This is a genomic window from Streptomyces sp. NBC_00190 (assembly GCF_036203305.1).
Lineage (GTDB): Bacteria > Actinomycetota > Actinomycetes > Streptomycetales > Streptomycetaceae > Streptomyces.
This window is the reverse complement of record NZ_CP108131.1, coordinates 7,135,168-7,160,468: the sequence shown is the minus strand read 5'-3', so window position 1 is coordinate 7,160,468 and position 25,301 is coordinate 7,135,168. Positions and strand designations below refer to the sequence as shown.

General features: G+C 71.9%; 16 protein-coding genes and 1 pseudogene. 12 read left to right on the top strand and 5 right to left on the bottom strand.

Annotation, left to right across the window (positions count from 1 at the left end):
- Window positions 1–221 precede the first annotated feature (221 nt).
- Window positions 222–1,844 carry an MFS transporter gene (locus OG429_RS33310; protein WP_328928971.1) on the top strand — a complete coding sequence of 541 codons (1,623 nt, stop codon included), beginning with the start codon at window positions 222–224 and terminating at the stop codon, window positions 1,842–1,844.
- 257 nt (window positions 1,845–2,101) lie between these two features.
- Complete coding sequence (locus OG429_RS33305) at window positions 2,102–3,922, top strand: glycoside hydrolase family 15 protein (RefSeq protein WP_328928970.1); 1,821 nt, start codon at window positions 2,102–2,104, stop codon at window positions 3,920–3,922.
- A gap of 30 nt (window positions 3,923–3,952) precedes the next feature.
- On the opposite strand, the gene OG429_RS33300 is transcribed toward OG429_RS33305, so the two are convergent.
- Window positions 3,953–5,317 carry a glutamate decarboxylase gene (locus tag OG429_RS33300; RefSeq protein ID WP_328928969.1) on the bottom strand — a complete coding sequence of 455 codons (1,365 nt, stop codon included), beginning with the start codon at window positions 5,315–5,317 and terminating at the stop codon, window positions 3,953–3,955.
- 525 nt (window positions 5,318–5,842) lie between these two features.
- On the opposite strand from OG429_RS33300, the pseudogene OG429_RS41545 reads away from it, so the two are divergent.
- Both OG429_RS41545 and OG429_RS33295 read left to right on the top strand, forming a co-directional pair.
- Window positions 5,843–6,082 (top strand): annotated as a pseudogene (locus OG429_RS41545) (transposase); the annotation flags it as partial.
- A gap of 334 nt (window positions 6,083–6,416) precedes the next feature.
- A complete protein-coding gene (locus OG429_RS33295) occupies window positions 6,417–8,033 on the top strand; it encodes a protein kinase domain-containing protein (RefSeq protein WP_328928968.1) in 1,617 nt (538 codons plus the stop codon).
- 24 nt (window positions 8,034–8,057) lie between these two features.
- On the opposite strand, the gene OG429_RS33290 is transcribed toward OG429_RS33295, so the two are convergent.
- From OG429_RS33290 to OG429_RS33280, 3 genes are all read right to left on the bottom strand, one after another.
- Window positions 8,058–11,408 (bottom strand): CHAT domain-containing protein, encoded by a 3,351-nt coding sequence (locus tag OG429_RS33290; protein ID WP_328928967.1) that lies wholly within the window; start codon window positions 11,406–11,408, stop codon window positions 8,058–8,060.
- Window positions 11,409–11,433: 25 nt separating this feature from the next.
- Window positions 11,434–11,922: a hypothetical protein gene (locus OG429_RS33285; RefSeq protein ID WP_328928966.1), complete on the bottom strand. Its 489-nt coding sequence runs from the start codon at window positions 11,920–11,922 to the stop codon at window positions 11,434–11,436.
- 344 nt (window positions 11,923–12,266) lie between these two features.
- Window positions 12,267–12,548: a hypothetical protein gene (locus OG429_RS33280; RefSeq protein WP_328928965.1), complete on the bottom strand. Its 282-nt coding sequence runs from the start codon at window positions 12,546–12,548 to the stop codon at window positions 12,267–12,269.
- A 635-nt stretch (window positions 12,549–13,183) separates the two neighbouring features.
- Between OG429_RS33280 and OG429_RS33275 the strand changes: the two genes are divergently transcribed.
- The 4 genes from OG429_RS33275 (at window position 13,184) to OG429_RS33260 (ending at window position 16,079) form a co-directional block, all read left to right on the top strand.
- Window positions 13,184–13,387 carry a cold-shock protein gene (locus OG429_RS33275; protein WP_030303079.1) on the top strand — a complete coding sequence of 68 codons (204 nt, stop codon included), beginning with the start codon at window positions 13,184–13,186 and terminating at the stop codon, window positions 13,385–13,387.
- A 300-nt stretch (window positions 13,388–13,687) separates the two neighbouring features.
- On the top strand, window positions 13,688–15,205 hold the full coding sequence (locus OG429_RS33270; RefSeq protein WP_328928964.1) for a DEAD/DEAH box helicase: 1,518 nt from the start codon (window positions 13,688–13,690) through the stop codon (window positions 15,203–15,205).
- Window positions 15,206–15,272: 67 nt separating this feature from the next.
- Window positions 15,273–15,578: an SCO5918 family protein gene (locus OG429_RS33265; protein WP_328928963.1), complete on the top strand. Its 306-nt coding sequence runs from the start codon at window positions 15,273–15,275 to the stop codon at window positions 15,576–15,578.
- Between the two features lie 162 nt (window positions 15,579–15,740).
- Window positions 15,741–16,079: a MerR family transcriptional regulator gene (locus tag OG429_RS33260; protein WP_328928962.1), complete on the top strand. Its 339-nt coding sequence runs from the start codon at window positions 15,741–15,743 to the stop codon at window positions 16,077–16,079.
- A gap of 101 nt (window positions 16,080–16,180) precedes the next feature.
- On the opposite strand, the gene OG429_RS33255 is transcribed toward OG429_RS33260, so the two are convergent.
- Window positions 16,181–19,561, bottom strand: a complete 3,381-nt coding sequence (locus OG429_RS33255; protein ID WP_328928961.1) for a CHAT domain-containing protein — start codon at window positions 19,559–19,561, stop codon at window positions 16,181–16,183.
- A 273-nt stretch (window positions 19,562–19,834) separates the two neighbouring features.
- On the opposite strand from OG429_RS33255, the gene OG429_RS33250 reads away from it, so the two are divergent.
- From OG429_RS33250 to OG429_RS33235, 4 genes are all read left to right on the top strand, one after another.
- Window positions 19,835–20,377 carry a hypothetical protein gene (locus OG429_RS33250; RefSeq protein WP_328928960.1) on the top strand — a complete coding sequence of 181 codons (543 nt, stop codon included), beginning with the start codon at window positions 19,835–19,837 and terminating at the stop codon, window positions 20,375–20,377.
- A gap of 115 nt (window positions 20,378–20,492) precedes the next feature.
- A complete protein-coding gene (locus tag OG429_RS33245) occupies window positions 20,493–23,858 on the top strand; it encodes a CHAT domain-containing protein (RefSeq protein WP_328928959.1) in 3,366 nt (1,121 codons plus the stop codon).
- Entirely contained in the window at window positions 23,855–24,568 is a 714-nt protein-coding gene (locus tag OG429_RS33240) for a hypothetical protein (RefSeq protein ID WP_328928958.1), read from the top strand. Before OG429_RS33245 ends, OG429_RS33240 begins: the two co-directional genes overlap by 4 nt.
- Window positions 24,568–25,251, top strand: a complete 684-nt coding sequence (locus OG429_RS33235) for an RES family NAD+ phosphorylase (protein WP_328928957.1) — start codon at window positions 24,568–24,570, stop codon at window positions 25,249–25,251. The genes OG429_RS33240 and OG429_RS33235 overlap by 1 nt, the downstream gene beginning before the upstream one ends.
- The last annotated feature ends 50 nt before the right edge of the window (window positions 25,252–25,301 follow it).

Genomic DNA, 25,301 nt, shown 5'->3' with positions numbered 1-25,301 from the left:
CAGCCCGTAGCCCTTGGCGTGAGCATCGCGGAGGGCCCGTCCGGCGCCACCGGCCTCGACCGACTCGGCGATGGCGTTCGCAACACACCTCCGACACAACCCGTCAGCCCTACTCTGCCGTGCTTGCTGGCGCCTGGCGATGTCATCCCAATGGGGCGATGTGCAGCGAAGCGGATCAAGCAAGACTTTCACGAAAACGAAACATCGGCCCGGAGGTTTCCATGTCGAGAAGTGACGCGCCTCGAACCGAGGTGCCGCACGAGGCACCGGCGCGCGCGCCGCTCGTCCTGGCGTCCCTGATCATCGTTGCGGCGGTGGCCAACCTGAACCTGTCGGTGGCCAACGTGGCCCTGCCCGCGATCGGGAAGGCCTTCGACTCGTCCCAGACCACACTGAACCTGATCGCCGTGGGGTACTCCCTCGGCCTGGCCGCATCGGTGCTCTATCTGGGTGCGGTCGGCGACCGTCACGGGCGCAAGTTGCTGCTGCTCCTCGGCGTCGCCCTCTCCGTCCCCGCCTGCCTGCTCGCCGCGTACGCGCCCAATGACACCGTCCTCGTGGTGGCCCGGATCATCGGGGGACTCTCGGCCGGCATGGCCTACCCGACCACCCTGGCGCTGATCACCGCCCTGTGGGCGGGGCCGGCGCGGACGAAGTCGATCGCACTGTGGTCGGCCCTCGGCGGAGGCATCTCCATGCTCGGGCCGGTGATCGCGGGCGCGCTGCTCGAACACTTCTACTGGGGGTCGGTGTTCCTGGTCACCCTGCCCCTCGCCGTGGTCGCGCTGATCATGGCGTTGATGTTCGTCCCCGCGCACGCCAACGAGTCGACCGAACCGGTGGACAACCTCGGCGGCATCCTGTCCGTCCTCATGATCGCGGGACTCGTTCTGGCGATCAACTTCGCCGCCGTACCCGACCAGGGGGCACTGGTCGTCGGCCTCGCCGTGCTCGCCCTCGCTGCCGGAGCAGCGTTCTTCTGGCGTCAGCGCCGGGCTCCCAACCCGCTGTACGACCTCCACATCGCCGGCCGGCGAACGTTCTGGGTCGCCGCATGCGCAGGAATCATCGTGTTCGGCTCCCTGACGGGGTCGGCGTTCATCAGCCAGCAGTACCTGCAGAACGTGCTCGAGTACGACTCCGTCGAAGCCGGCGCCGCCATCCTCCCCGTCGTCGTGGCAATGGTGTTCGTGGCACCGCGGTCCGCAAAGCTGGTCGAGACGCGCGGCGCCCGCACGACCCTGCTGATCGGTTATGTGTTCCTCTTCCTCGCCTTCGGCTGGATGCTGCTGTTCTGGGGCGAGGACAGCAGTTACTGGCAGATCGGCCTTGCCTACGTGTTCTCCGGCATCGGGGTCGGCTTCGCCGGGACGCCCGCATCGCACTCGCTGACCGGGTCGGTGCCCGTGCGACGGGCAGGCATGGCCTCGGGCACGGCGGACCTGCAACGGGACCTCGGCGGGGCCATCATACAGTCCGTCATGGGCGCGCTGCTCACCGCCGGCTACGCCTCGGCGTTCAGCTCGGCGATCGCCGCGTCCTCCGAGAGCAAGCACGTATCGGAGCAGGTCCAGGGCGAGCTGACGAAGTCGTTCGCCTCCGCCGAGCAGACCGCCCAGCAGTACCCCAAGTACGCCGACCAGATCGTCGCGACCGCCCGCCAGGCGTTCCTCGACGGCGACAACTGGGCATACGCCGCCGGCCTGCTCGCGATCGCGCTGGGTGCGCTGCTGGTCTTCTTCATGTTCCCGCACCGGGACGCCGAACAGGAGCTCCTCCGCCGCTACTACGCCCAGGACTCCGAGTCCGCTGCCAGCGAGGAGTCGACTGGCTCCGGAGACTGAGGCGCCGGTCAGGCGATCGAAGGTCACAGAGAGAAGCACAGCAAGCCGAGGGGGACGTTCGGCTCGTGCGGCCAGTCGGCATCGGACCCGTGTCCATGGCGCTGGCTGAGGCGCGCGCCGGCGGCGCCGTACGGGTGGCGGCCCGCGGGTGGTCGTCCGTGGCCTACGGCAGCAGTACTGGGCTCCATCGACATGGCAGGGACGGCAGGGGTCGCCGATAGTAGACAAAGGGGGCTTTCCCGAGACCCGGAGTCGCAATGGACCGCTACCCTCCTATCGCCGAGCACGGCTTGGTCGGCGATCTGCAGACCGCCGCGCTCGTCTCGTCTCAGGGTGTCGTCGACTGGTTCGCAGCTCCCAGGTTCGATTCGCCCAGCATCTTCGCCGCCCTGCTCGACCACGATCGCGGCGGGTACATGCGGCTGGCCCCCGAGCACCCCGACGGCACCTGCAAACAGCTCTACTACCCCGACACCGCCATCTTGGTTACCCGGTTCATGTCACCGGACGGAGTGGGCGAGGTAGTCGACTTCATGCCCCCGGACCGGACGCGCACCCCCACCGACCGGCACACCCTGATCCGTGTGATCCGCGCCGTGCGCGGGACGGTCGACTTCACGCTCGAGTGCAGACCGCGCTTCGACTACGGCCGGGCCGAGCACCAACTCGAGCTCGGCGAGAACGGAGCCCTCTTCCGGGCCCCTGGGATCGACGGGCACCTGCAGTCCACCTTCCCGCTGGAGCGGGATGGCCAGGACGTACGCGCAAAGGTGACGCTGAAAGCCGGTGAATCAGGCGGGGCCGTATTCACCGTGTGTGCGTCCGGCGGCGAGGTACCCCCGCCGCCCACGGTCGACGGGTTCACCGAACGTCTCGGGGAAGTCAGCCGGTTCTGGCAGCAATGGCTGCGCCAGTCCCGCTACCGGGGACGGTGGCCCGAGCTGGTGCACCGCTCGGCCATCACCCTCAAGCTCCTCACCTACGCCCCCACCGGCGCCCTCATCGCCGCGGCCACCATGGGGCTGCCCGAGCAGGTCGGCGGAGAGCGCAACTGGGACTACCGGTTCACCTGGGTCCGCGACGGCTCGCTGTCCGTGCGGGCCATGCTGGACCTCGGCTTCGTCGAGGAGGCCACCGCCTTCGTCCACTGGCTGGTGGACAGGCTGCAGGAACGAGCCGGCAAGGAGGGTGAGCCGCTCCAGACGATGTACCGGATCGATGGCGATCCTGACTTGCCTGAGGAAACACTCGCTCACTTCGAGGGCTACCGCGGCTCGTTCCCCGTCCGCATCGGCAACGGCGCCGCCGACCAGCTCCAGCTGGACATCTACGGGGAGGCTCTCTACGCAGTGTCCCAGGGGCGCGAGATCGCCCAGCAGGCCAGCTTCGAGGGCTGGGAGGCGCTCTGCAGGACGCTTGACTGGTTCGCCGACGCCTGGGACCGGCCGGACGAGGGTATCTGGGAGACCCGCGGCGGCCGCCAGGACTTCACCTACAGCCGGGTGATGTCGTGGGTCGCCTTCGACCACGGGCTACAGCTGGCCGAGTACCTCCGCAGACCTGCCGATGTCGAGCGATGGCGCAAAGCGAGGGACGCCGTATTCACCCAAGTCATGAAGCGTGGCTGGAGCGAGAAGGAGCGTGCGTTCGTACAGCAATACGACAGCGATGTCCTGGACGCCTCGCTGCTGCTGATGCCCAGGGTTCAGTTCGTCGCTCCACGGGCCGGGGCATGGCTCTCCACGCTCGACGCGATGGACCGCAAGCTCGTCTCCGACAGCCTCGTCTACCGCTACGACCCGGCGGCATCGCCGGACGGGCTGCGTGGCTCGGAGGGCACCTTCAGTCTGTGCACCTTCCTCTACGTCGACGCGCTGGCCCGGGCGGGACGGCTGTCCCAGGCCCGCTACACCTTCGAGAAGATGCAGACCTACGCCAACCACGTCGGGCTGTTCGCCGAGGAAGTCGGTCCGAGCGGGGAGCAACTGGGCAACTTCCCTCAGGCGTTCACCCACCTGTCCCTGATCATGGCCGCCATCACCCTCGACAAGGCGCTCGACGAGGAGGACGGGCGCTGAGCCATCCCTGGGGGTGGCCGGTTGCGGGCGTCAGTAGCCGGTTCCGCGGTGGACCTGGGCCCGCTCGATCCCGTGGGCCGCACCCTTGTCGTCCAACGTGCGACACGCATCGGCGATGTCCTGGCTCAGGCGGTCGATCTGCTCGCGGCTCAGGGTCTCCTTGACCAGGGCGCGCAGGATCTTCACCCGCTCCGCGTTGGGCGGGAGCGTGTACGCCGGCACCATCCAGCCCCGCTCGGCCGAGAGCTGCCAGGCGATGTCGGACTCGTCGTAGGCGTGCTTGCCTGCGAGACGGAAAGCGACCAGCGGCAGCTGCTCGAGATCGCTCCCGATCACTTCGAAGCGGCCGTTGCTCCGCAGGTTGTCCGCCAACGCGCGGGCGTTCTCCTGCATTGTCTCCATGACGTAGGTGTAGCCCTGGCGACCCAGCCGCACGAAGTTGTAGTACTGCGCGAGCACCATCGACGCACCGGTGGAGAAGTTCAGCGTGAACGTCGCGTCGGTCTTGCCCAGGTAGTTCTCGTAGAAGACGAGGTTCTCGGCCAGGTCGGACTCCTCGCGGAAGACCAGCCACCCGATGCCGGGGTAGACCAGGCCGTATTTGTGTCCCGAGACGTTGATCGAACGGACCTGCTCGAGCCGGAAGTCCCATTTCGAATCCGGGTAGAGGAAGGGCCACACGAAGCCGCCGCTGGCGCCGTCGACATGGATCGGGATATCGAGGTCCCGCTTTTTGCGAACGTCCCGCAGGAGCTCGTCGATCCCGACGACATCGTCCTTGTGGCCGGTGAACGTGGTGCCGAGGACGGCGACGACGCCGATCGTGTTCTCGTCGAGGTGGGGCTCCACGTCCTCCGGGCCGATCGTGTACTTGCCCTCGGCAAGCGGCACGATCCGCGGCTCGACGTCGAAATAGCGGCAGAACTTCTCCCACACGACGTGAACATCGCCGCCGAAGACCAGGTTGGGCCGGTCGACCGACAATTTCGCCGCCTGGCGGCGCTCCCGCCACTTCCACTTCAGCGACAGCGCGCCCAGCATGATCGCCTCGGACGAGCCCTGGGTCCGACATCCGGTCGTCGTGCCCGGCGCATGGAACAGGTCGGCGAGCATGCGCACGCAGCGCTGCTCGATCTCGGCGGAGATGGGGTACTCCGCGTGGTCGATGAAATTGCGGTGGAGGTTCTCGGCGATCAGCCGCTGGGCCTCCGGCTCCATCCAGGTGGTGACGAACGTGGCCAGGTTGCGCTGGGGGTCGCCCTCCATGGCGAGATCCACATCCACGAGCCTCATGGCGTCCGTGGCGGTCATGCCCTCCTCGGGAAATTTCTCCGAAGGAGCGGGCGCAGTCAGGAAACGGTTGCCGAACAGAGCCGCGACGTCACTCTTAGTCATACCGGCGACTCAACCACGTCCGGAGCGGGAGCCACGCTCAGAACCTGTGGATCGGGCTCGGCATGCACGCGAACGGCGTACTTCCCGAGTGATCGACTCAAGTCGCCAAATGGGCCATCTCGAGGAGGGGCGAACGCCGTGCAGGAGGTCCGGTGACTGTGCACCTGTTCGGCTCCCGTTGGATCGCTGCTCCCGAGACCGACCAGCATTGCCTGGACCCTCATCTGCTACCGCAGACTCGCCAAAAAGATGGCGTTTTAGGTAGCGGGCTTGGACACGTTCGAGTGCAGTCTGTAGACGCACTTGGTACGGCCTCGTATCTCGACCACATCGTTCAAGTCGACTGCGGCCTGGCTGCATCACGAAGCGAGCAGCCCACAGTTACCTCCGTCCAGTGGCGGAAAATATCGCCGCCCTCCCACACCGAACACCAACCGTTTCCGGGCGTAAGAGCTGGTAACAGGATCTTGATGAGATGTTCTGGTCAGCCGTGACCGGTGTGATGATTCGGCCGTTCGTGGTGGTGTGAGTACTCGGCCGTGGATCGTGGACGACGACGTGTGGGCACTGATCGAGCCGCTGCTGCCGCCCTGGCCGACGAGGTCGCCAGGGCCGCGGCCGGTGGCCGACCGATTGTGTCTGCAGGGCATCCTGTACGTGCTCTGCAACGACATCGCCTGGCAGCTCCTGCCGCCTGAGCTGGGGTTCGGCTCGGGGCAGACCTGCTGGCGGCGCCTGGAGCGGTGGCAGCAGGCAGGGTTCTTCGACCAGCTGCACCGGATCCTGCTCGCCGAGCTGAACGCGTCCGGCCGGCTCGACTGGTCGAGGGCGTGCGTGGACGGCTCTCACATCCGGGCGAAAAAAGGGGGCGCCGACACCGGTCCGTCGCCGGTCGACCGGCGGAAGACGGGCGCGCTGCGGAAACGCTTGTGGCCCAACCTTTCCGCCCGGCGGGAGTATCCGGTATGCGGGGCAGGCCCGTTGGGTGAACCCCGAACTCCGTGGCGGGCGATCCGTGCAGGAGGCCCGATCGTCTTGTCCGGGGCCAGTCGGGCGCGGAGACTCGGTCCTGACGGATCGTCCGCTGTAGGGGGACAGGATGAAACAGTTAGAAGGGGCCGACCCGGTGGCGGTCGGCAAGTACCGGACCATCGCGGAACTTGGCCGGGGTGGGATGGGCCGAGTCCTGCTGAGCAGCGCCCCGGACGGCCGGTTGGTCGCGCTGAAGCAGGTGCGCTCGCAGTTCGTCGAAGACGACGGGTTCCGGGCCCGGTTCCGCCGGGAGGTGGAAGCCTCCCGCAAGGTCTCCGGAGCGTATACGTCCGCGATCATCGACGCGGACGCCGATGCCCCCGAACCATGGCTGACTTCGGAGTTCGTCCCCGGACCGTCGCTCCAGCACGCCGTGGCGACCGTCGGGGCGCTCCCCGAGGAGTCGGTACTGCGCATGACCGCGGGACTGGCCTCGGCCCTGAGCGACATCCACCGGGTCGGCCTGGTGCACCGGGACCTGAAACCGTCCAACGTGCTCCTCGCCGACGACGGGCCCCGCGTGATCGACTTCGGCATCGCCCGAGCCGCCGACAGCGAGGAGGGCAGCGAGCTGACGACCACGGGCTGGCTGGTCGGCTCACCCGGGTTCATGTCCCCGGAGCAGGCCCAGGGCGCGCCGCTCGACTCGGCCAGCGACATCTTCTCCCTCGGGACGGTGCTGGTCATGGCGTGCACCGGCGCGTGCCCGTTCACCGGGCCCTCCCTGCCGCAGACCCTGTACAACGTCGTGCACACCGAACCCGACCTCAGCGGGCTGCCGGCGAAGATCCGCCCGATCGTGGCCCGCTGCCTCGCCAAGGACCCCGCCGCCCGGCCGAGCGCGGCCCAACTGCGAGAGTCCCTCGGGAGCCTGGCGCCCTCGCCGCGTCCCTGGCCGCAGGAGATTCACGAGTTGATCGCGGAGCAGCAGGCCGAGATCGAGCGGCTCCGGGTCGAGCTGAGGAAACGGCCTGCCGTCCCGGAGTCCGTGGCGCCGGTCCTCGACAAGCCCGCACCGCCGTACCCAGGGTCCCCGCCCGCTTCGGCCCGGCGCGGCTTCGCCGTCGGCGCGGGCATCGCCGCCGGCCTCGCGATCGCCGCGACCGTGCTCGCCCTGGTGCCCGGCCGCGACGGCGGCACCGGCACCGTCGCCGACCCCGAGGCGACCGTCACGGCGTCCAGACAGCCGACCGGAGACCCGACCGCTCCGGGGTCCGCGCAGCCGACCCCCGACCCCACCACCGAGGCGCCCCCCACGCCGACCGTGGAGCCGACCCCGCCCGCGCCCGAGCCCTCAGCCGCACCGGAGCCCTCGGAGCAGGCGCCGACGACGGTCACCACACGGTCGAGCACGCGGCCCGCCTCGATCGTGAGCTGCTTCGGGGACTACCTGGAGGAACCCGAATCGGTCCTGCTCCACTGCGGAGACGGGAAAGGCATGCTCAGGGGCCTGACCTGGTCGGACTGGGGTCTGTCCACCGCCCACGCCAGCGGGCAGGAGTGGATGGTAATCTGCCGCCCCAGCTGCGCGAATGGCAGCGAGGTCCACTACCCGGCCACCGTGACTCTCACGGGTCTGGTCGGCGGGCGGTACACGACGATGCAGATCAGAACCCCGCAATCGCCCCACGGCCCCGTCTCCCGCTACAGGATCGACTCGAACGGGCCGACGCAAACGGACTGACGGGCCCCGGAGCCGGGCGGGCGCTCACACTCCCCACGCTGTGAACGCGGCCCAGTGGACCGGCGAGGCGAAGGGACGCTCGCCGGTCGTCGCCCGGGAGGTGTACCGCTCGGTCAGGGCCGCCAAGGGGGGCCGGGAGGCGGTATACCGGGCGAGCTCCTCCCAGGTGAGCCGACGCAACCAGGTACGGGCCCGGCGCAGGGCGGCCACCGGGGGGAGCCCACCGGTCCCCTGAGCGGGGGCAAGCAGCTCGTAGAACCGCGCCATCAGCACCGCGGTCACCATGTCGTCCACCAGCCACAGCCCGGCCACCGCGCACGCGGCCCCGGCCTGGAGGAAGCCCGCCGCGAGCCCGCGGAACTCGTCCGGAGCCCGGACGACCTCGTAGTGGCCGGACTGGCAGGCGCTGAGCACCGCGAGCCGGCAGGCGGGGAGCCGGTGTTGGACCAGGGTGTCCATGTCGAGGCGGCCGTCGGCCAGGGCCAGGGAGCCGCCCCGACCGTTGAACTCGCCGCTGCCGTGGCAGATGATGTGGAGGTACGAGGTTTCGGCGAGCTGGCCGAGCAGCCAGTCCACGGTGGCTTCGGGCCCCACCGCGCAGCGGGCCTCACCGTGCGGCTCGAACAGCTCCCGGATATGGGCGAGTTCACCGCGTCCACCGGGGAGCGAACCGTCAGGGTCGGTGACCCCCACCAGGCGTGGCACAGGATCCGGCGGGCGGGCGGCCGCGACGCGGGAGGCCGCGTACACGGCTGCGGAGGGGGAGACGATCACGGTGCCGATGTCGTCGAGCACTTCTCCCGCCCCCGGCCCGAGCGGCACGGCGTGCAGGGGGACCAGGCCCAGCAGACCGGTCGGGACGACGACGGCCTCCTGCTCCGGGTCCTCCGCGAGGACTCTCGCGACCGGGCGCAGGAGCGGTCCAAGGGCGGCGAGCCGGTCCAGGGCCTGCGGGAGCAGACGCCTGCGCCTGAGCGCTCCGGCCTCCTGGGCGAGGAGCAGGCCCAGGGCGCCGTCGGCCGGGTCCAGCACCAAGAGGCCTGTGACGGTCTCGCTGCTCACCCCCGGAACGGGAACGGCCCGTACAGCGGGCGACTCGCCCGAGCTGCGGGGGAGCACGAGGGCGTAGCTGCCCCAGGGCGCGTTCACCAGGTAGACGAGCGGACGCCCGCCCGCCGCGCGGACGATGTCCGCCAGTCCGTCGGTGCGTAGGAAGCGCTCGAAGCCCGGGATCGCGCGGATCTCCGCGATCGCCGCACGCACGCCGCGTTCGGCGGCGGCCTCCCCGCTCGCCGTAGAGCCAGCGGCGGTGGGGCCGCCGGACGCCGCCGCGAACGCCTCGCCGGCCGAGGACCGGTACCGGGCCTGTGCCAGCCGGTAGCGGTGGGCGGCAGCGGGGTCGATCCGTCCCAAGGCCTCCAGGTCGGCCGCCCCTCGTCCGGCCACCGCCGAGAGCTCACAGGCCACTCCGCCCTCGATCGCCTCGACTGCACGCTCCGGACGCCCCGCCCGGGCCAGCAGGAAGGCGGCCCAGCGGGCGATCCGGTTCACCTGGGCGAGGACGCTCTGGCGGCCGGTCCCGGTGACCTGGGCGTCGTAGAGCGCGGTCACGGCGGTCAGCATGCCGGACGCGACATCGGCCGCCTCGCTCCAGCGTTCCGCCGAGGCGTGCGCGCTGAGCAGTTCCCGGCCGATGTTGAGGTGCAGGGATGGCGACACCGTGGCCGGTGTGGCCCCCAGGGCCGCGTGGCGCAGCCGGAGGCCGTCTGCGCTGCCCGGGCCGTCGATGTGGTCCATGGCCCGGGCCAGCAGCCAGGCGATGCGGCCCGTGTCCAGGAGGCCGGGGCGCGCGGTGGACAGGGCGAGCGCTGCCGTCGCCGCCTCCCGGGCGCCGCGCGCGTCGACGGGATCCCGGGACAGCAGCAGGTCGCCCAGATTGCACTGGATGCGGGACCACAGAGCCGGGTCGTCACCGGCGCCGAGGTGGCTCAGGGCGTCCCGGTAGCACTGCTCCGCCTCCCTGAGGTCTTCCACCCCGGCGCGCCGATACAGCAGCAGGCCGAGGTTGACCATCGAGTGGGCCCAGGCGACCCTGTCCCGCTCGGGGGCCCGCTCCTCGAGCCCCGCCCTGATGTGCTCGATGCCGAGGGTGAGGTCCTCGGGGCCACCGCCGGGCCGCTCCGAGAGGAGCAGGCCGTAGTTGGTCTGGACCCGCGCCCAGTACTCGGGATACTCGCTCCGGTCCAGCGCGGTCGCGCGCGCCAGCAGGTCGCGGGCGGCTTCCCAGATCTCCAACCGGTCGCCGTCGTCCCGCAGGTGGTGGGCGCTGGCCAGGTTGTTCGCCACCTCCACCCACTGGAGAGTCCCCTCGCGCAGTCGGCTGAGGGCGCGTTCGAGGACCCGGACGGCCTCGGAGGGATCGGCGTCGAGCCCGGCGTGCACAGCGAGCACCAGGCGTTCGCCGAGCCGCGCGGCCAGCTCGGTCTCCATGCCCTCCTCGCCCAAGCCGGCGGCGAGCTCCAGCGCCTCGCGGGCGAGCGGGATGCCTTTGGGCCCGTCGGTGTCGCGGGCCTCCAGGTACATCGCGTGCAGCCGGGTCCGCAGACCGGCGTCGAAGCGCCCCAGGGACTCGAAGTAGCGGCGCATGGCGGTGTCCGGAGTGGTCCGGCCGTCGCACAGTTCGTCCAGGAGCCGCTGCCGTATGCGCAGCACCTCTTTGAGGGGGGTCTCGGCCGCCCTGCGCAGCTCCTCTCGGCCCGCGTCGCGCACGCGGGTGCCGTCCGTCAGCGCCGGGTGCGTACGGACGAGTTCCGCGAGGGCGTCCGGCAGGCCGAGCAGCATCGCGGTCAGCAGCTCCCCGACCAGGGAGTCGGCGCGTGCCTCCCCCAGGTAATCCAGGAAGATCCGGTAGTTCGCGACCGTCGGCGCCCCCTCGGGCTCCAGCTCCCGGCATGCCGACTCGGGATCCGCCAGGTCCCGTTCGAGGTCGCGGGCCAGGACGTGGGGGAGCAGCCTGCGCGGCAGCGGGATCGCCTCCCCGGGGAAGACGCCGCCGAGGAAGGCCCCGGCCCGCGCGGCCTCCGCCAGCAGGGGCTCCCCGGAGGGCGGCGGACCGCCCCCGAGCTCCGCGACGGAGACCGCTAGCAGCAGGGGCGCTGCCGCGCCCGGGCGCAGGACCAGCAGCGGCGCCTCGATGTGCGTCCTGGTCCCGCAGACGGGGCAGTCCACCCAGGAGACGCCCGGGACGCCGGGGACAGGTGCCGCCAGCACGTCGGCCCGCTCCCGCGCGTCGATGACGCGCCAGACCGGAGCCCCCCGCTCCTGGACACATTGCTCGCAGTGCCACGCGTAGGGCGCCCTCACCGAGACCGTCATCGCGACCCCCCTCCCGGTCCGCCGGCTACTTGCCGCTGGTGATCTGCGAGAGCAGGGCCGTTAGGACCCGGCCGAGGGAGGAGTCCCGCAGGGCACGCTTGTGGATGGTCAGGCTCCACCTGCCGCGCGGATCCCGCTTCAGGACCACCTCGGTCTGCAGGAGCGTGAGGGCGAGCGCCGCGACCGGCAGCGTGACGGGGTCGAGCCGTTCCATGGGCGAGCATGCGTAGGCGACGGCCTCGCCGACCGTGTCCGCCAGGTCCTCGCGCAGCGCCGCCGCATACTCCAGTAAGCGGCGCGCCAACTCACCGTCGGAAAACTCAGGTTGGTCCGCCCCCACGTACCGCTCCAGCTCCACGGCGGCCACCTCCGCCCGCAGCTCATCGCCGCCCTCGGACAGCTGCCGCGCGGCGGGGAGCAGCCCGTGCTCCTCCGCCAGCGCCGTCAGCGCGCGGACGGCCTCGTCGTCGGCGAGGGTGCGGATGTCCTGTTCCAGATCACCTTGATTCAACATGCTCGCAATTCTGTCTCTCGCGGCGCACGTTCGTGCCTGAATAAGGGAGTTGGGCGTGTGACGGGCGCCGATCGCGGTCAGGCGATATCGGGGTCGGAGAACGTCTCTGGCACGCCACGGTCGCCCCCGCCACCCCGACCGAAATCACGAGAACCCTCCTCAACCTCGCCGACCTCGGCCACGTCGACGCTGTACGGCAACGGCGTCAAGGTCGGCGAGAACGACGACCCTCCGAGCGGTGAGATGCCCTTCGAGGTCGGCTCCGCCGACGCCGAGTACCGGCTGACGACCTCCGTCGAGCGCTCGGTGAAGGTCGCAGGGCCAGCCCGATGGCGTCCCTCGCACTAGCGGACCCGGTCGTGGGCGGCCGCGATCTCGGTCAGGGTGCGGTGCGTGGCCGGATCGTCCGGATGCCCCGCGATCAGCAGCCGCTGCTCCCCGGCGGCGTGCCGGACGAACGCCTGCGCGAAGGCGGCGGTCCGCTTGTAGGGGCGCAGCCGGACGAAGCAGCCGATCGTCGCTCCGTACGGCGATCCCCCTCGGCCGGGGACGAGTTGGGGGTATCGGGGGTGGGGCAGGTGCAGCGCCGGGCCGGGCAGGCAGGTGCGGATCAGGCGTGCGGCCAACTCGTCAGGTCCTCCCTTCAGGACGACGGCTCGGTCTCCTTCGCCCGGACCGCGGTCGGCACGAGAGTGACCATCTGCGCCTATCAGCAGTTCGCCCTCCCCCCGTTGTGGCAGGCGATCACCCCCGTGCTCTGGCCCTCGGTCCGGTGCGCCCTGGTGGAGGACGCCTACCGCAGGTCCTTCCACATCACCCTGAGCACCATCGCGGCGCACGGGCAGGGGTGCCGGCCGAGGAGACGGCTGGCGCCGCCTCCTCGCTCCGGGACGCCGTCGCCCGGGTGGCCGAGCCGTTGAACCTATTGGCCGTCCGGTGGCCTGCCCGGCGGCGCGGGAAACCGTGCGCCCCGGGCGGAAATATCTGTGTTCGCGAGATGAGAATTTAGCGGACCGCGCGCCGAGGATTCTTCACGGCTACAAAGAGGGCGCCGATATTTACGGCGCGGGTCACCGTGCCGTGCTACTGTCGATCTCAGTTGCAGTTGTGGTTCCCAAAATTTCAAGCGCCCAGTCGGACTTCACGTCCGCTGCGAGCGCTTGTGCATTTCCGGTCTTTTTGGTCCGGCGGGGCAATCATCGCGGCGACACGAGGTCCGCACGTTGCGGATCGCGTTGTACTGCCCCAAAGGAGAATTGACATGGCTACTGGTACCGTGAAGTGGTTCAACGCGGAAAAGGGTTTCGGCTTCATCGAGCAGGAGGGTGGCGGCGCTGACGTGTTCGCCCACTACTCGAACATCGCCGCCCAGGGCTTCCGCGAGCTGCAGGAAGGCCAGAAGGTCAGCTTCGACATCGCGCAGGGCCAGAAGGGCCCGACGGCCGAGAACATCGTTCCCGCCTGACACTGACGCGTACTTTGCAGCTGGGGCCCGCATCCCTCGGGGTGCGGGCCCCAGCTGCGCGTTTTCCCCGCAGTGAGTTCACCTGCGGGACGATCCGGGGATTCCGCGGCCCTCCGCACGAGGATCCTCGCCCTGGGACACCCGCCTTCGCGCCGCGTCCCCGTTTCCAGCGCCTGAGCCCGCACTGATTTTCGCCGGCCAGATTCGCTTTCACGTCCATCCGGCCCATTCTCGCAATTCTCCGTGCGCTCGCCGCTGCGGGAATTCCTTGATATGCGCCGCATTCGAGGAAGGTTCCGTATGAACCGCACACGCACGAACAATCGCTCCTCCGCCTCCTCCTCCCGCACGGGCGGGAGCCGGTTCGGCTCGGCGGCCCCCAGCCGTTCCGGCGGGCAGGCCCGCTCGGGAGGACAGGGCCGCTCGGGAGGACAGGGCCGCTCCGGCGGCTACGGCCGCCGGCCCGCCGCCGTACAGGGCGAGTTCGCCCTCCCCCGGACGATCACCCCCGCACTGCCCGCCGTAGAGGCGTTCGCCGAGCTCGACATGCCCGCCCCTCTGCTCGCCGCGCTCGGCGCGGAGGGCGTGAGCGTCCCGTTCCCGATCCAGGCCGCGACCCTGCCGAACACCCTTGCGGGCCGCGACGCGCTCGGCCGCGGGCGCACCGGCTCCGGCAAGACCCTCGCCTTCGGCCTCGCGCTGCTGGCCCGTACCGCCGGACGGCGGGCGGAGCCCCGCCAGCCGCTGTCCCTGGTACTCGTCCCCACCCGCGAGCTCGCCCAGCAGGTCACGGACGCCCTCACCCCCTACGCCCGCTCCGTGAAGCTGCGGCTGGCCACGGTCGTCGGCGGCATGCCGATCGGCAAGCAGGCCAGCGCGCTCCGTGGTGGCGCCGAGGTGGTCGTCGCCACCCCCGGACGCCTCGCGGACCTCATCGAGCGCGGCGACTGCCGGCTCGACCAGGTGGACACCACCGTGCTCGACGAGGCCGATCAGATGGCCGACATGGGCTTCATGCCGCAGGTCACCGCCCTGCTCGACCAGGTGCGCCCGGGCGGCCAGCGGATGCTGTTCTCCGCGACCCTCGACCGCAACGTCGACCTGCTCGTGCGCCGCTACCTGAACGACCCCGTCGTCCACTCCGTCGACCCCTCGGCCAGCGCGGTGACCACGATGGAACACCACGTGCTGCACGTGCAGGGCGCCGACAAGCACGCCACGACCACGGAGATCGCCGCCCGCGACGGCCGCGTGATCATGTTCCTGGACACCAAGCACGCCGTCGACCGGCTGACCCAGGACCTCCTCAACAGCGGCGTACGGGCCGCGGCCCTGCACGGCGGCAAGTCCCAGCCCCAGCGCACCCGCACCCTGGCCCAGTTCAAGACCGGGCACGTGACCGTGCTGGTGGCCACCAACGTCGCCGCCCGCGGCATCCACGTCGACAACCTGGACCTCGTGGTCAACGTGGACCCGCCCACCGACCACAAGGACTACCTCCACCGCGGCGGACGCACCGCCCGCGCGGGCGAGTCCGGCAGCGTCGTCACCCTCGTCACCCCCAACCAGCGACGCGACATGACCCGCCTCATGGCCACCGCCGGCATCACCCCGCAGACCACTCAGGTCCGCTCCGGTGAGGCCGAGTTGCAGCGCATCACCGGCGCCCGGACCCCGTCCGGCATCCCCGTCGTCATCACGGCGCCGGTGAGCGAGCGCCCCAAGCGCAGCGCCGCCTCGCGCGGCCGGCGCGGCCGCCCCTCGCAGGCCTCGCGCCGCGGCGGCCAGCGCCAGGGCACGTTCGACGCTGCGGCCTAGAGCCCCGGCGAGCCCAGGTCAGACCCCTCCTTCCGTACTTCCCCCTTCCTCCCGTGAGTGAGGCATCATGCGCTGCGTCATCGCCCGGTTCCCGTTCGACCTCACCAAGGCCGGCGTGCTGGAATCGATGAAGGGCGTCAAGCCCGAAACCGTCGTGGGTGAATCGGTGATCATCGGCCGTCGCGTCTACCCCGTCATGCAGGTGGGACAGGTCGTCACCCGCCAGGACCGCCGCGACTTCAGCGCCGGCGAGGTCATCCGGGCCATGACCCAGCTCGGCTTCACCGTCCGCGGCCTGCCCGAGGCTCCCGCGGCGACCCTGAGCCCGCTCCAGCAGGCGTCCGCGATGCTCGGCAGCCCCGTCTCCGTCTGAGCGGCAGAACGACACCGAAGGCCCCGACCGGCACACGCCGGTCGGGGCCTTCGCCGTGCGTGGCGTCCGCGGGCGCGAGCACCCGCCCGCGGGGAAGGAAACACACCAGGGTCGGCGGATGGTGTTGAATTCCCCTCGACGCGCTCCCAAGAAGAGGTGCAGATGACAGCGGACGACTCGCTCGGCGGCCGGCTGGACGACGACGACTACCCCGCCTACACGATGGGCAGGGCCGCCGAGCTGCTCGGTACCACCCCCGGCTTCCTCCGTGCCATCGGCGAGGCCCGCCTGATCACCCCGCTCCGCTCGGAGGGCGGCCACCGCCGCTACTCCCGCTACCAGCTGCGCATCGCCGCCCGCGCCCGGGAACTCGTCGATCAGGGCATGCAGGTCGAAGCCGCCTGCCGCATCGTCATCCTGGAGGACCAGCTCGAAGAGGCCCAGCGCCTCAACGAGGAATTCCGCCGCGCCGCGGGCACACCACCCGACGCGTCCGGCTGACCCGGCGGCCCGCTGTACTGGAAAGCGCTCCAGGAGACCGCGCCCCGTCCAGGAGGGTTCCGCGTTGACTGCAGGCGGCCGAGTGCCGCGCACCGTCACCCTCACCCCGTGGTGGACGGCCCCGGATGGCCCTGGTGGATGAAGGCGGCCCAGGTCGCCGGGCGGCGCAGGTCCGGGCCGCGGGTCAGCTCGTCGAGGAGGCTGCCGCTGAGCGACCCCGGGTTCTGCCGCTCCGGGTCGAGCATCCACTTCTGGGCGACATGGAGCGCGTCGACCGGGCTCAGGCCCTCGACGGTCACGTAGTGGTGGAACACGGCCATCATCAGCGCCGCGGCCGAGTCCCGGGTGGCCCACCGGGAGCCCACCACGTCCCGCGCGCCGCTCGCCACGAAGGCGGTCGTCAGGGTGAGCGCCTCGTCGTGGTCGCGCTTGCTCAGGTCCGTCTCGCAGGCACTGAGCACGACCAACGGGCCGTCCGGGGCTTCCTGTTCGCCCATCGGGCGGTCGAGCAGCCGCGTGACGGTCAGCAGGTCGGTGGGCCGGCCTTCCTCCGGTCCGTCTCCGTCGGGTGCCAGGCGCAGCGCGGAGGTCGTCGGGTTGGGGCCGGCCGAGCCGTGACACGCCACGTGGAGCAGGGACGGAGCGCCGGCGAGTGCGTCGAGGAGGTCGCCCGGCGTGCCGGCCGCCGCGGGCTCGGCGGGCGGTTCGTAGAACTCCCCGTACAGGCGCGCCCGCGGGTACAGGGACTGCTGGAGCGCCGTCACTTCCAGCTCCGCGTACGGCAGGCTCATGGTGGGGTCCGAGACCAGAACGGGAGCGTCGGCCGGGGCCCGCCGGGCACGCCGGACCGTGTTCAGGAACTGGCGGCCGGACGCCGCGTAGCTGATGACCATGATCTGGCAGACGTAGTCGCTGGGGGCCTCGGCAGGCAGGCGGGCCGCGTGCCAGGGCACGATGCCGAGGCGGCCGCAGGGCACCAGCACGATCCTGGGCGGGCCTGGGCGGTCCTTGCGCCGGTTCTCGTTCTCGGCGAGCCGTTCCACGATGCCGCTGATCACCGGGAGGACCACCGCATCGGTCGCCCAGTCGCAGAGATCGGACAGAGCGTCCTCCCAGGTCTGCGCGGCGGCCGGGACGCCGGGCCGCTCCTGGTGGGCGGCCGCGGCGTCGAGGTACCGCTCCAGGGGGCCGCTCTGCTCCGCGGACAGGAGAGGCAGTGCCCGTACTCCGGTGCCGATGTCCGGGCCCACGACCACCGCCATGCCCGGCGTACCGCCCCCGCCCGCGAGCAGGTAGACCAGCGCGTCCGCGTTGCCCTCGGCCACCCCGGCCTTGAGCTCGTCGACCGTGGGGGTGCTGAAGAGGACACCGCCCGGCTCCCGGCGGCCCAGGGCATCCAGGGCGCGGCGCCGCAGGGAGCTGGGCAGTTCCCAGGGGACTGTGTCGGGTGCCGCGCCGCTCACGGCTTCGGCTCCGGGTCCGGCTCCGTCCCGTCCGCGTTCCGCCACCCGCCATTCGCCCGCGAGGTCGTGGTGGCCGCGGGACTCCAGCAGTTCGGGCACGGCCCGGGAAGTGGATGCCGCTCGCAGCACCAGGGCCCGGCCCAGTTCGAGCGCGGCGACCGCATCCTCGACCCGGCCCTGGGAGGCGGCCCAGATGGCGGCCCGTACCCCGCGGTCGGCCCCGGACCGGGCGGCCAGCAGACCGTGGTCGGAGCCGGCCTGCAGGACGACGTCACCGGCGAGCGCCTGCAGCGATTCCATGGCCGCGTCCGTGGCGGCGTCCCGGTCTGCCTGGTCCCGGGTGCGGTCCAGGCGGCGGCGGTAGTTCTCCGCGAGCTGCCACAGGGCGGGGGCCGCGAGCTGCGGCGCCCGGCCCTGCCGGATGTCGTCGCGGACCTGCTCCAGTCCGCTGATGGCGGCGTCCAGATCGGCGGGGTCCTGGGTGGTGGAGTGCCGGAGGGTTGCCGTCAGGGCGGCGAGGTACCGGGTGCCCGTCGCGGCGCCCGGGGCCGGTGGAGCGGGGTCGGGCATGAGGTCGGGGGTGTCGCCCAGCGCGGCCTGCGCGGCCCGGAGCGCTTCGCGGAGCGCCACGATCTGTTCCTGGGGCACCCAGGGTTCCGTCGCGAGCACGCTCGCGAGGGCGGCTTCCTGCCGTGCCAGGCCGCGCACGAGCATCGCGCTGTCGCCGGTGCGGTCGGCCATCGCAGTGAGCGTGGTGCCGTGGACGAGTTCCACCAGCCAACGGAAGGTGTGCTCCGGGGGCGTCTCGCGTTCGAGAGCCTCCACCTCGCCCACCAGCCTCAGGTACTCCTCCTCGTTCTCCGCCTCCTCCTCCGCGGCCATTCTGGTGAACAGTTCGTGCGCGCGGACTCCGACGTTGAGTTCGGCACCTCTGGGATCCCCGGCCGTCCACTGCGCGAAGTGCTCGGCGATCGAGGCGATCTGCCCGTGGGCCTCGCCGCTGTCCGCCCGGCTGCCCCCGAGCGGCCCCGCCGTCTGGAGCACCATGCGCATCAGGTTCTCGATCTCGGAGGCCCGGCCATGCCCTGTGGGCAGGCGGTCGAGCTGCCCGCCCAGCCGCTGGAGAAGCCGGTTGAGGGACTCGGGGTCGCCGGTTTGCAGGGCGTCCGGCAGGCCGAGTACGGCGGCGAGCCACGCGCTGGTGACGGTCGTGTCGGCCTCGGACTGCGACTGCGACTGCGACTGCGGCTCCTGGCAGACGGCCTCCGGTACCGGCAACACGCACGGTTCGGCCGATTCAGCCGGATCGGCCGAACCAGCCGTGTCCGCCGTGTCAGGCAGGGTTGCCACGAGGTCCAGCATGGTCCGCAGCTGATCGCCGAACGGCAGGTCGGGGGGCAGCATGGCCAGCAGCGTCTCGGGATCGGAGAGGTCGGTCTTCGACATGTACGCCAGCACCTCCCGCATCTGCCCCAGCCGGGCCTGGAGTTCCGGCGGCACCGGCAGCTGCCCGACCTCGGCGGCCAGCGCCGCCATCCGGGCCGCCTCTTCGGCGGCCCCTTCGGGCCCGGCCGCCATCGCCCGGTCGAAGACGGACCAGAAGTCCGGGGGTGACCCCGCCGGACGGCCCGGCTCCGTATGACCCGACACCATCATCAGGAACGTGGCCGCCCACCGCCTGCCGTCCTCCGCCATCCGCTCCCCGGCGGCCGTCGTCCGGTCCCGCACCTCTTCCAGCAGACGCCGGGCCCGTTCCGGGTCGCCCGGTGTGCCGCGCCCGGTGGCGTGGCGGGTGGCGAGCAGGCCGCCGAGCACCAGCGTGACCCGGCCGAGCAACTCCGGGTCGTGGTCCAGGAGGGGCCGCAACCGGGAGAGTTCGGCGATGGAGCTCTCGAACTCCTCGGCGGACACCGGGGAGCCCTCGCCTCCCTGACCCACCAGCCGGGCGGCGCGTTCGGCCGCCTCGTCGGCCCAGGCCCGAAGTGCCCGGACCCCGCCGCTCTCCCCGTACTCCGCCATGTCCCCACGACCCCGTCCGCCTCGGTGAATCCATCCGGTCGTTCCCGCGGCCCATGATGGCCGCAGAGTGCTCCCGTCGTACCCGATCGCGGTCAACTCGCCCCTCCCGACCGGAAATCGACCGACCATTACCCCGGCGCCGCCCACGGCTCCCCCGCTCCCGGCCGCGATGGGCGGCAACGGGGCAAACACCGGGCGAAGTCCGGGCCGGGCCTTCACCCGGCGCGCCCTCCGCTGCTTCGCTTGTCGTGCGGGGAACGAGGGGGGGGCCGCGTGGACATCGGTGTGGTGACCGCTCAGCTGACAGCGGTCGCGGGCGTCGTCGGCACACTGATGTCCGCGCTGCTGACCCAGCGGGCGGCTGATCGCAGTCGGCAGCGTGAGCAGGAGCGGGCCGAGGAGTTGTGGGACCAGCGCACCTCGGCCCAGGAACTGTGGGCGTGCTACGTGGCGCTCAACACCTCGAGCCGGCACTATCTGGCCGCGCTCACCGATCAGCTGCACGCACTGGGGCACGACGCCGAAGTTCCTCACGCACGGCAACGGCTCACCGGTGCGCGCGACCACCACCGGGAGGTGTACGCGGAGGCGCAGATTCGACTGCCGGAGCGGGTGCTCGACCACGCGGCCGCCGTCAGTCACGGTCTCGGGGCGGTCTACGGCATGGTCCGACGGCTGGACGACGGCGCGCGACGGCCGGGCGACTCACCGGCCGCCGCACAAGCGGCCATCGTGTCGCTGTGGGCCCGACTGCGCGAGATGCGGCGAGAGATGCGGGCCGATCTGGGTGCCTCCAGGTCGGACTCCGGTCGTTGACGGGGAGAAGCCGGGAACTCGCCGCCTCGCCCACCGCGGATGTGCATAGTGGGGGATCCGGACGCTGTTGGGGGCGCGTGGGGGCCGTACGCGGCCCCGGAGAGGCGGAGTGCCGGTGAGCGGGGAGGAGAGCGGTGGCGTCGAGGGCCTGCGCGTCTGGGTCTCGGACGCCGTGGAGCGGGTCAAGGGGCTGCTCCCCGGCCTGCGGGGGGCCGGTCCGCCGTCACTTCGCGCCTGCGAGGCGTCGGTCGCCGAACTCGACCGGCTCGCGGGGCTGCTGGACCACGACGAGGAACTGCGCGGCTCGGTGAGCGTATGGCTCGGGGGTGCCCTGACCTTGCGGCACGCGAACGGGGGCGGTACGGCCGCGGACCGGGACCGGGCCGAGGCGCTGCTGCGGGACACCCGGAACCGCACGACGGCGCTGGGGGCGGTGGTGACCGAGGAGGAACGGCGATGGGCGGCGCTGTTCCTGCTCAGCCACGTCTCGCCGGTCCAGCCCCAGGAGGGGACCTTCGGGGCCGCGCCCGACCTCTCCGGCTATCTCGACCGGCTCTCCCGTACGGGCCTCGCCGGAATGCTGCCCGCGGCGACGGAGACGCGCGAGCTGATGGACGACGTGGCACGACTCCCCCTGCCCGCCGAGGTGCTGGATCCGGTGCTCCGGGTCCAGGAGGTCCTCTCGGCCCCTTCCCTGCAAGGGCTCTCCGAAATGATGGCGGGCATGATGCCCGCCGGTTCGCCGTACGCGGACCAATTGCGGCAGATGATGGACCGGGCGTTCGCGGGTGCCGGGGGCTCCGCCGGAGGCGGGGCGCAGGACGGGGCGACGCCGCCCGGACCGGCCCCGGAGCCCGAGCCGGGGCCGGGGCCGGGGCCGACGCTCACCCTCGACGACTTCCGGAACACGCTCCGCGCCCTGGACGCCGTCAACGCGGCCACCGAGGGGCTGGGACCCCTCCTGCGCAGCGGCGACCCCCAGGCGCTCAACGGCCTTCTCGACAAGCTGCGTTCGGCACAGGACCTGCCCCTGCCGGGCCCGGACCAGACGGTCGCCCTGGAGGGCCTGAGGGCACTCCTGCTCAACATCAGTCCGGCCGTGGGCGGCACCCGCCAGGATCAGGCGGCCGGCCGCGCCCACCTGGACACGGTCCTCGGCCACCTGGAGGCGATCTCCGACTCGCTGCCCAAGGGGACGGGTGACCCTGCCGTCCTGGTCCGTGCGACGGACATCGGTTCCCGGGCGATGGAGGCGCGTGAAGCGGAGGACATCCCGGCGCTCCACGCGCTCGTGGCGGAGGCGGAGGCCCTGGCGCTGGCCGTCCCCGAGAGCGATCCGCTCCGGTTCGCGGTCGACGGTACGCTCGCCGCGGCTCACAGCTCGCTCGGCATCGCGACCCGGGACAGCGAGACGCTGCTGCGGGCCTTGTCCCACTTCGAGCGGTCGAGGAACCGCGCCAAGGAGAGCGGACTGCCGTTCCCCGACGAACTGGCCGCCCCCCGGACGGAGGACCTCGACGTGGTCCGTGCCGTCCTCGCCGGGGAGCCGGCGCCCCCGATGGGCGCCCATGTTCCACCGCCCCCGGACGCCTCCATGGAAGACCTGCACACCTCCGCGCTCTCCCTGCACCTGCGCTTCGGCGTCGACCGCGACCCGGCCGTGCTCGACATGCTGATCGGCGAACTCGAACGCCTGCGGGAGGGCGTCCGGGAGGGCAGGGCGCCGCGGATCGCCGCCAACGCGCTGTGGCACCTGGCCGAGGCCTACTACCTGCGCGGCCGGCTCGGGAAGGGCACCTCCGACCCGGCGGACGACGGCGCGCTCGAAGCCGCCGAGGAGGCGCTGACGGCCCTCGCGGCCGACGTCCTCCTCCAGGCGGGCGCCGAGCACGGCCTGCTGTCCGCCCGCACCGGAGCCAGGTGGGGCGTACGGGCGGCCCGCATGGCCGCCTCGTACGGCAGGCTGCACGAGGCCGTGGCCTCGCTGGAGCTGGGCCGGGCACTGGTCCTGCAGGCGGCCTCCACCTCCTCCACCGTGCCCGAACTCCTGGAAGCCGCCGGGCGCCGGGACCTCGCCGGGGCCTGGCGGACGGCCGACGGCGCCGCGCGGGGTGCCGGGGGCGCCGCGGACGAGGGCGGCGGTCCGGGCGACGCGGGGGAGGTTCCCGGTGCGCTGCCGAGCACCCTGCGCCGCCAGGCCCTGGACGCCCTCGGCTACCGCCGGGACGGCGGCCTGCTGAGCACGCCCACGCTGAGCGAGCTCGCGGACGGGCTCGCCGACGCGGGTGCGGACGTACTCCTCTACCTTCTGGCCGGTGACGAGGCGGGCCCGGGCCTGGTGATCGCGGTGGGGCCGCGGCTGGGGGCCGGCGGGGGCGCCCTGCCCCAGCTCGTCGACGACGAGGACGGCCCGCTGGCACGGTACGTGGAAGCGGCGGCGGCCCGGGACCGCGACCCGAACGACGCCGCCCTGGCACGGGTGTGGGAAGGGGCCCTGGAGGAGTTGTGCGACTGGGCGTTCCAGGCGCTCGGCCCGGTCCTCGGCGGCATCGAGGAACGCCTGGCGGCGGACGGCGAGGGACGCGGGGACGAGGACGGGCCGCTCCGCGTCGTACTGGTGCCGTGCGGGCGCCTGGGGATCGTGCCGTGGCACGCGGCGCGGCTCCCGGCCGGGGCGGCCCACGAGCGGCTCTGTCAGCTGGCGGTCATCAGCTACGCGGCGTCCGGCGGCCAGTTCCTGCGGACGGCGGGACGGGCGCCGCGGGACCCGGCTGCCGCCCCGGTCCTGGTCGCCGACCCGACGATGAGCCTGGGGTTCGCCGATACGGAGGTCGCCGCCCTGCGGGACGCCTTCTACCCGCACGCCCGGATGTACGGGGCGCTCTACGGTGAGGAGCTGCCGCCCGGCACGCCCGAGGCGGTCCTGGGGTTCCTCGCCGACGGCACGTCCCTGCTGCACGTGGTCTCGCACGGGTCGGCGGGCATCCGCCCCACGGTCTCGGCCCTGGACCTCGCGGCCGACGAGGGGTGCACACCGGCGCACCTGACCGTGACCGAACTGCTCGACCGGGAAGGGCGACAGGACGTGTCCGACGGGCCGTTGGTCGTCCTGAGCGCGTGCCAGACGGATCTGAGCAAAGGTGACCACGACGAGGCGCTGACCCTGACCACGGCGTTCGCCGCCGCCGGAGCGCGGGACGTCGTGGGATCGCGGTGGCTGGCCCAGGACAGTGGCTCGGCGCTGCTCATGGCGGTGTTCCACCACCACCTGGTCGTCGACGGGCTCAGCCCCGTGGACGCCTTGCGGGCCGCGCAACTGTGGATGCTCGACCCCCACCGCGAGAACCCCGGCTCCCTCCAGGGCGACCTGCTCAGGGAGATGGGACGCCCGGGACTGGAACGGACCGCGCTCTGGGCCGCCTTCATCCATCAGGGGCATCCAGGTCCGGGCGCGACGAACACAGCAGAAGGGACAGCATGAACGAGGAGGGCCGCGGACCATCCGCGGAGCCGCTGCTCGCCCTGATCGGCGAGCACAGGGAGTCCATCCGCGCGGCGCTCGACGACGAGCAGCACGCGCTGCTGCTCACCCGGCTGACCGCGCTCGCCGAAGCGCCACCCGACGACACCATGGCGGTGCGCAGGGCACTCCAGGGCGTCAGGCTGGCGCTGCGGCCGCTGCCGTTCGAGCATCCGGTACGCGCCGCGCTGGACGGCGTACGGCTGGTGGCCGCGCCCCCCGGGCCGGCGGCCGTGACGGAGGCGCTCGCGCTGATCAGCCTGATGGCGGCCCCGGACCCGGCACCCGCCGGGCCCACTCCCGCCGCGACTCCCGCCGTGGGGGTCGGCGACGACCGCGCGCCCGACCCGCTGCTGCGGGAGCCGGCGCTCTCGGCGGCCGAGGCGACGGCCCGCTGCGGTGGGGCGCCACCGCCCGAACTGATCAGACTGCCGGACCCACCGAACGGCGACCGCTACCCGCAGTTCCAGTTCCCCACGGGCGGCGGCACCCCGCACGAGGTCGTCCTCGAAGTCAACCGGCTGCTCCTGGCGGACATCGATCCCCGGGGCGCCGCGTCCTGGTGGCTCGGCGGAAACACCTGGCTGGGCGGGACCCCCGCATCGCTCCTGGGACGGCTGCCCGACCACGAACTCGTCGGTGCGGCCACCGCACTCGTGGAGGGAGAGTGATGAGCAACCTCCTGCCCGTGATCAAGTTCTTTCCCATGATCAAGGACGTACTGGACCCCAACCGTGAGGTGATCCCGGCCGGCACGGAGCTGTACCGGGTACACAAGTCCAAGTACAGGCCGACCCAGTTCAACCCGACGCTCGCGGACCTCCACCTCAGCGGCGGCCGCTTCGAGGGCACGGTGCTGGACCCGTACCGGAGCCTGTACGTGGCCGACAGCGCCTTGACCGCCGTCGCGGAGAGCGTGCTGCGCTCGGCGCCCTGGAAGGACAACAGGAGGGAGGTCCTGTACGCCAACGTCCACGAACGGACTCTGAGCGTGCTGCGCACGACACGCGAGCTGACCTTGGTCTCACTGATCGACGAGAAGGACCTGGCCGCCGTCCATCAGACCGCCAACCTCCTGGACGACGAGCGGAGTTATCCGATGGCACGGCGGTGGACGAGCGAGATCCGGGCGCAGGCGCCCGACGCCATGGGGCTGGTCTGGCAGTCCCGCCGGAACCGCCCCAAGCACGCCATGGTGCTCTTCCACGACCGCTTCGACGACTGCCACTGCAACGCCCTGGAGGTGCTGCCGGGACGGGGCATCGCGGACCTCGGCTCCCCGGAGGGCGTCGAGGAAGTGAACAGGCTGCTCGATCCGCTGCGGGCGGAGGTGTCGAAACCCGTGACGTGGTGATGCCGACGAGCGGGCGGCCTTGGCTTGTCCACCTGTGAAGGGTGATGCCA

What these genes read in the sequence shown, in the direction of transcription:
- OG429_RS33310 (WP_328928971.1), top strand. Translation starts at nt 222, where the DNA reads ATGTCGAGAAGTGACGCGCCTCGAACCGAGGTGCCGCACGAGGCACCG.
- OG429_RS33285 (WP_328928966.1), bottom strand. Translation starts at nt 11,922, where the DNA reads ATGTTGAATCAAGGTGATCTGGAACAGGACATCCGCACCCTCGCCGAC.
- OG429_RS33235 (WP_328928957.1), top strand. Translation starts at nt 24,568, where the DNA reads ATGAGCAACCTCCTGCCCGTGATCAAGTTCTTTCCCATGATCAAGGAC.
- OG429_RS33300 (WP_328928969.1), bottom strand. Translation starts at nt 5,317, where the DNA reads ATGACTAAGAGTGACGTCGCGGCTCTGTTCGGCAACCGTTTCCTGACT.
- OG429_RS33240 (WP_328928958.1), top strand. Translation starts at nt 23,855, where the DNA reads ATGAACGAGGAGGGCCGCGGACCATCCGCGGAGCCGCTGCTCGCCCTG.
- OG429_RS33290 (WP_328928967.1), bottom strand. Translation starts at nt 11,408, where the DNA reads ATGACGGTCTCGGTGAGGGCGCCCTACGCGTGGCACTGCGAGCAATGT.
- OG429_RS33260 (WP_328928962.1), top strand. Translation starts at nt 15,741, where the DNA reads ATGACAGCGGACGACTCGCTCGGCGGCCGGCTGGACGACGACGACTAC.
- OG429_RS33295 (WP_328928968.1), top strand. Translation starts at nt 6,417, where the DNA reads ATGAAACAGTTAGAAGGGGCCGACCCGGTGGCGGTCGGCAAGTACCGG.
- OG429_RS33275 (WP_030303079.1), top strand. Translation starts at nt 13,184, where the DNA reads ATGGCTACTGGTACCGTGAAGTGGTTCAACGCGGAAAAGGGTTTCGGC.
- OG429_RS33305 (WP_328928970.1), top strand. Translation starts at nt 2,102, where the DNA reads ATGGACCGCTACCCTCCTATCGCCGAGCACGGCTTGGTCGGCGATCTG.
- OG429_RS33270 (WP_328928964.1), top strand. Translation starts at nt 13,688, where the DNA reads ATGAACCGCACACGCACGAACAATCGCTCCTCCGCCTCCTCCTCCCGC.
- OG429_RS33255 (WP_328928961.1), bottom strand. Translation starts at nt 19,561, where the DNA reads ATGGCGGAGTACGGGGAGAGCGGCGGGGTCCGGGCACTTCGGGCCTGG.
- OG429_RS33265 (WP_328928963.1), top strand. Translation starts at nt 15,273, where the DNA reads ATGCGCTGCGTCATCGCCCGGTTCCCGTTCGACCTCACCAAGGCCGGC.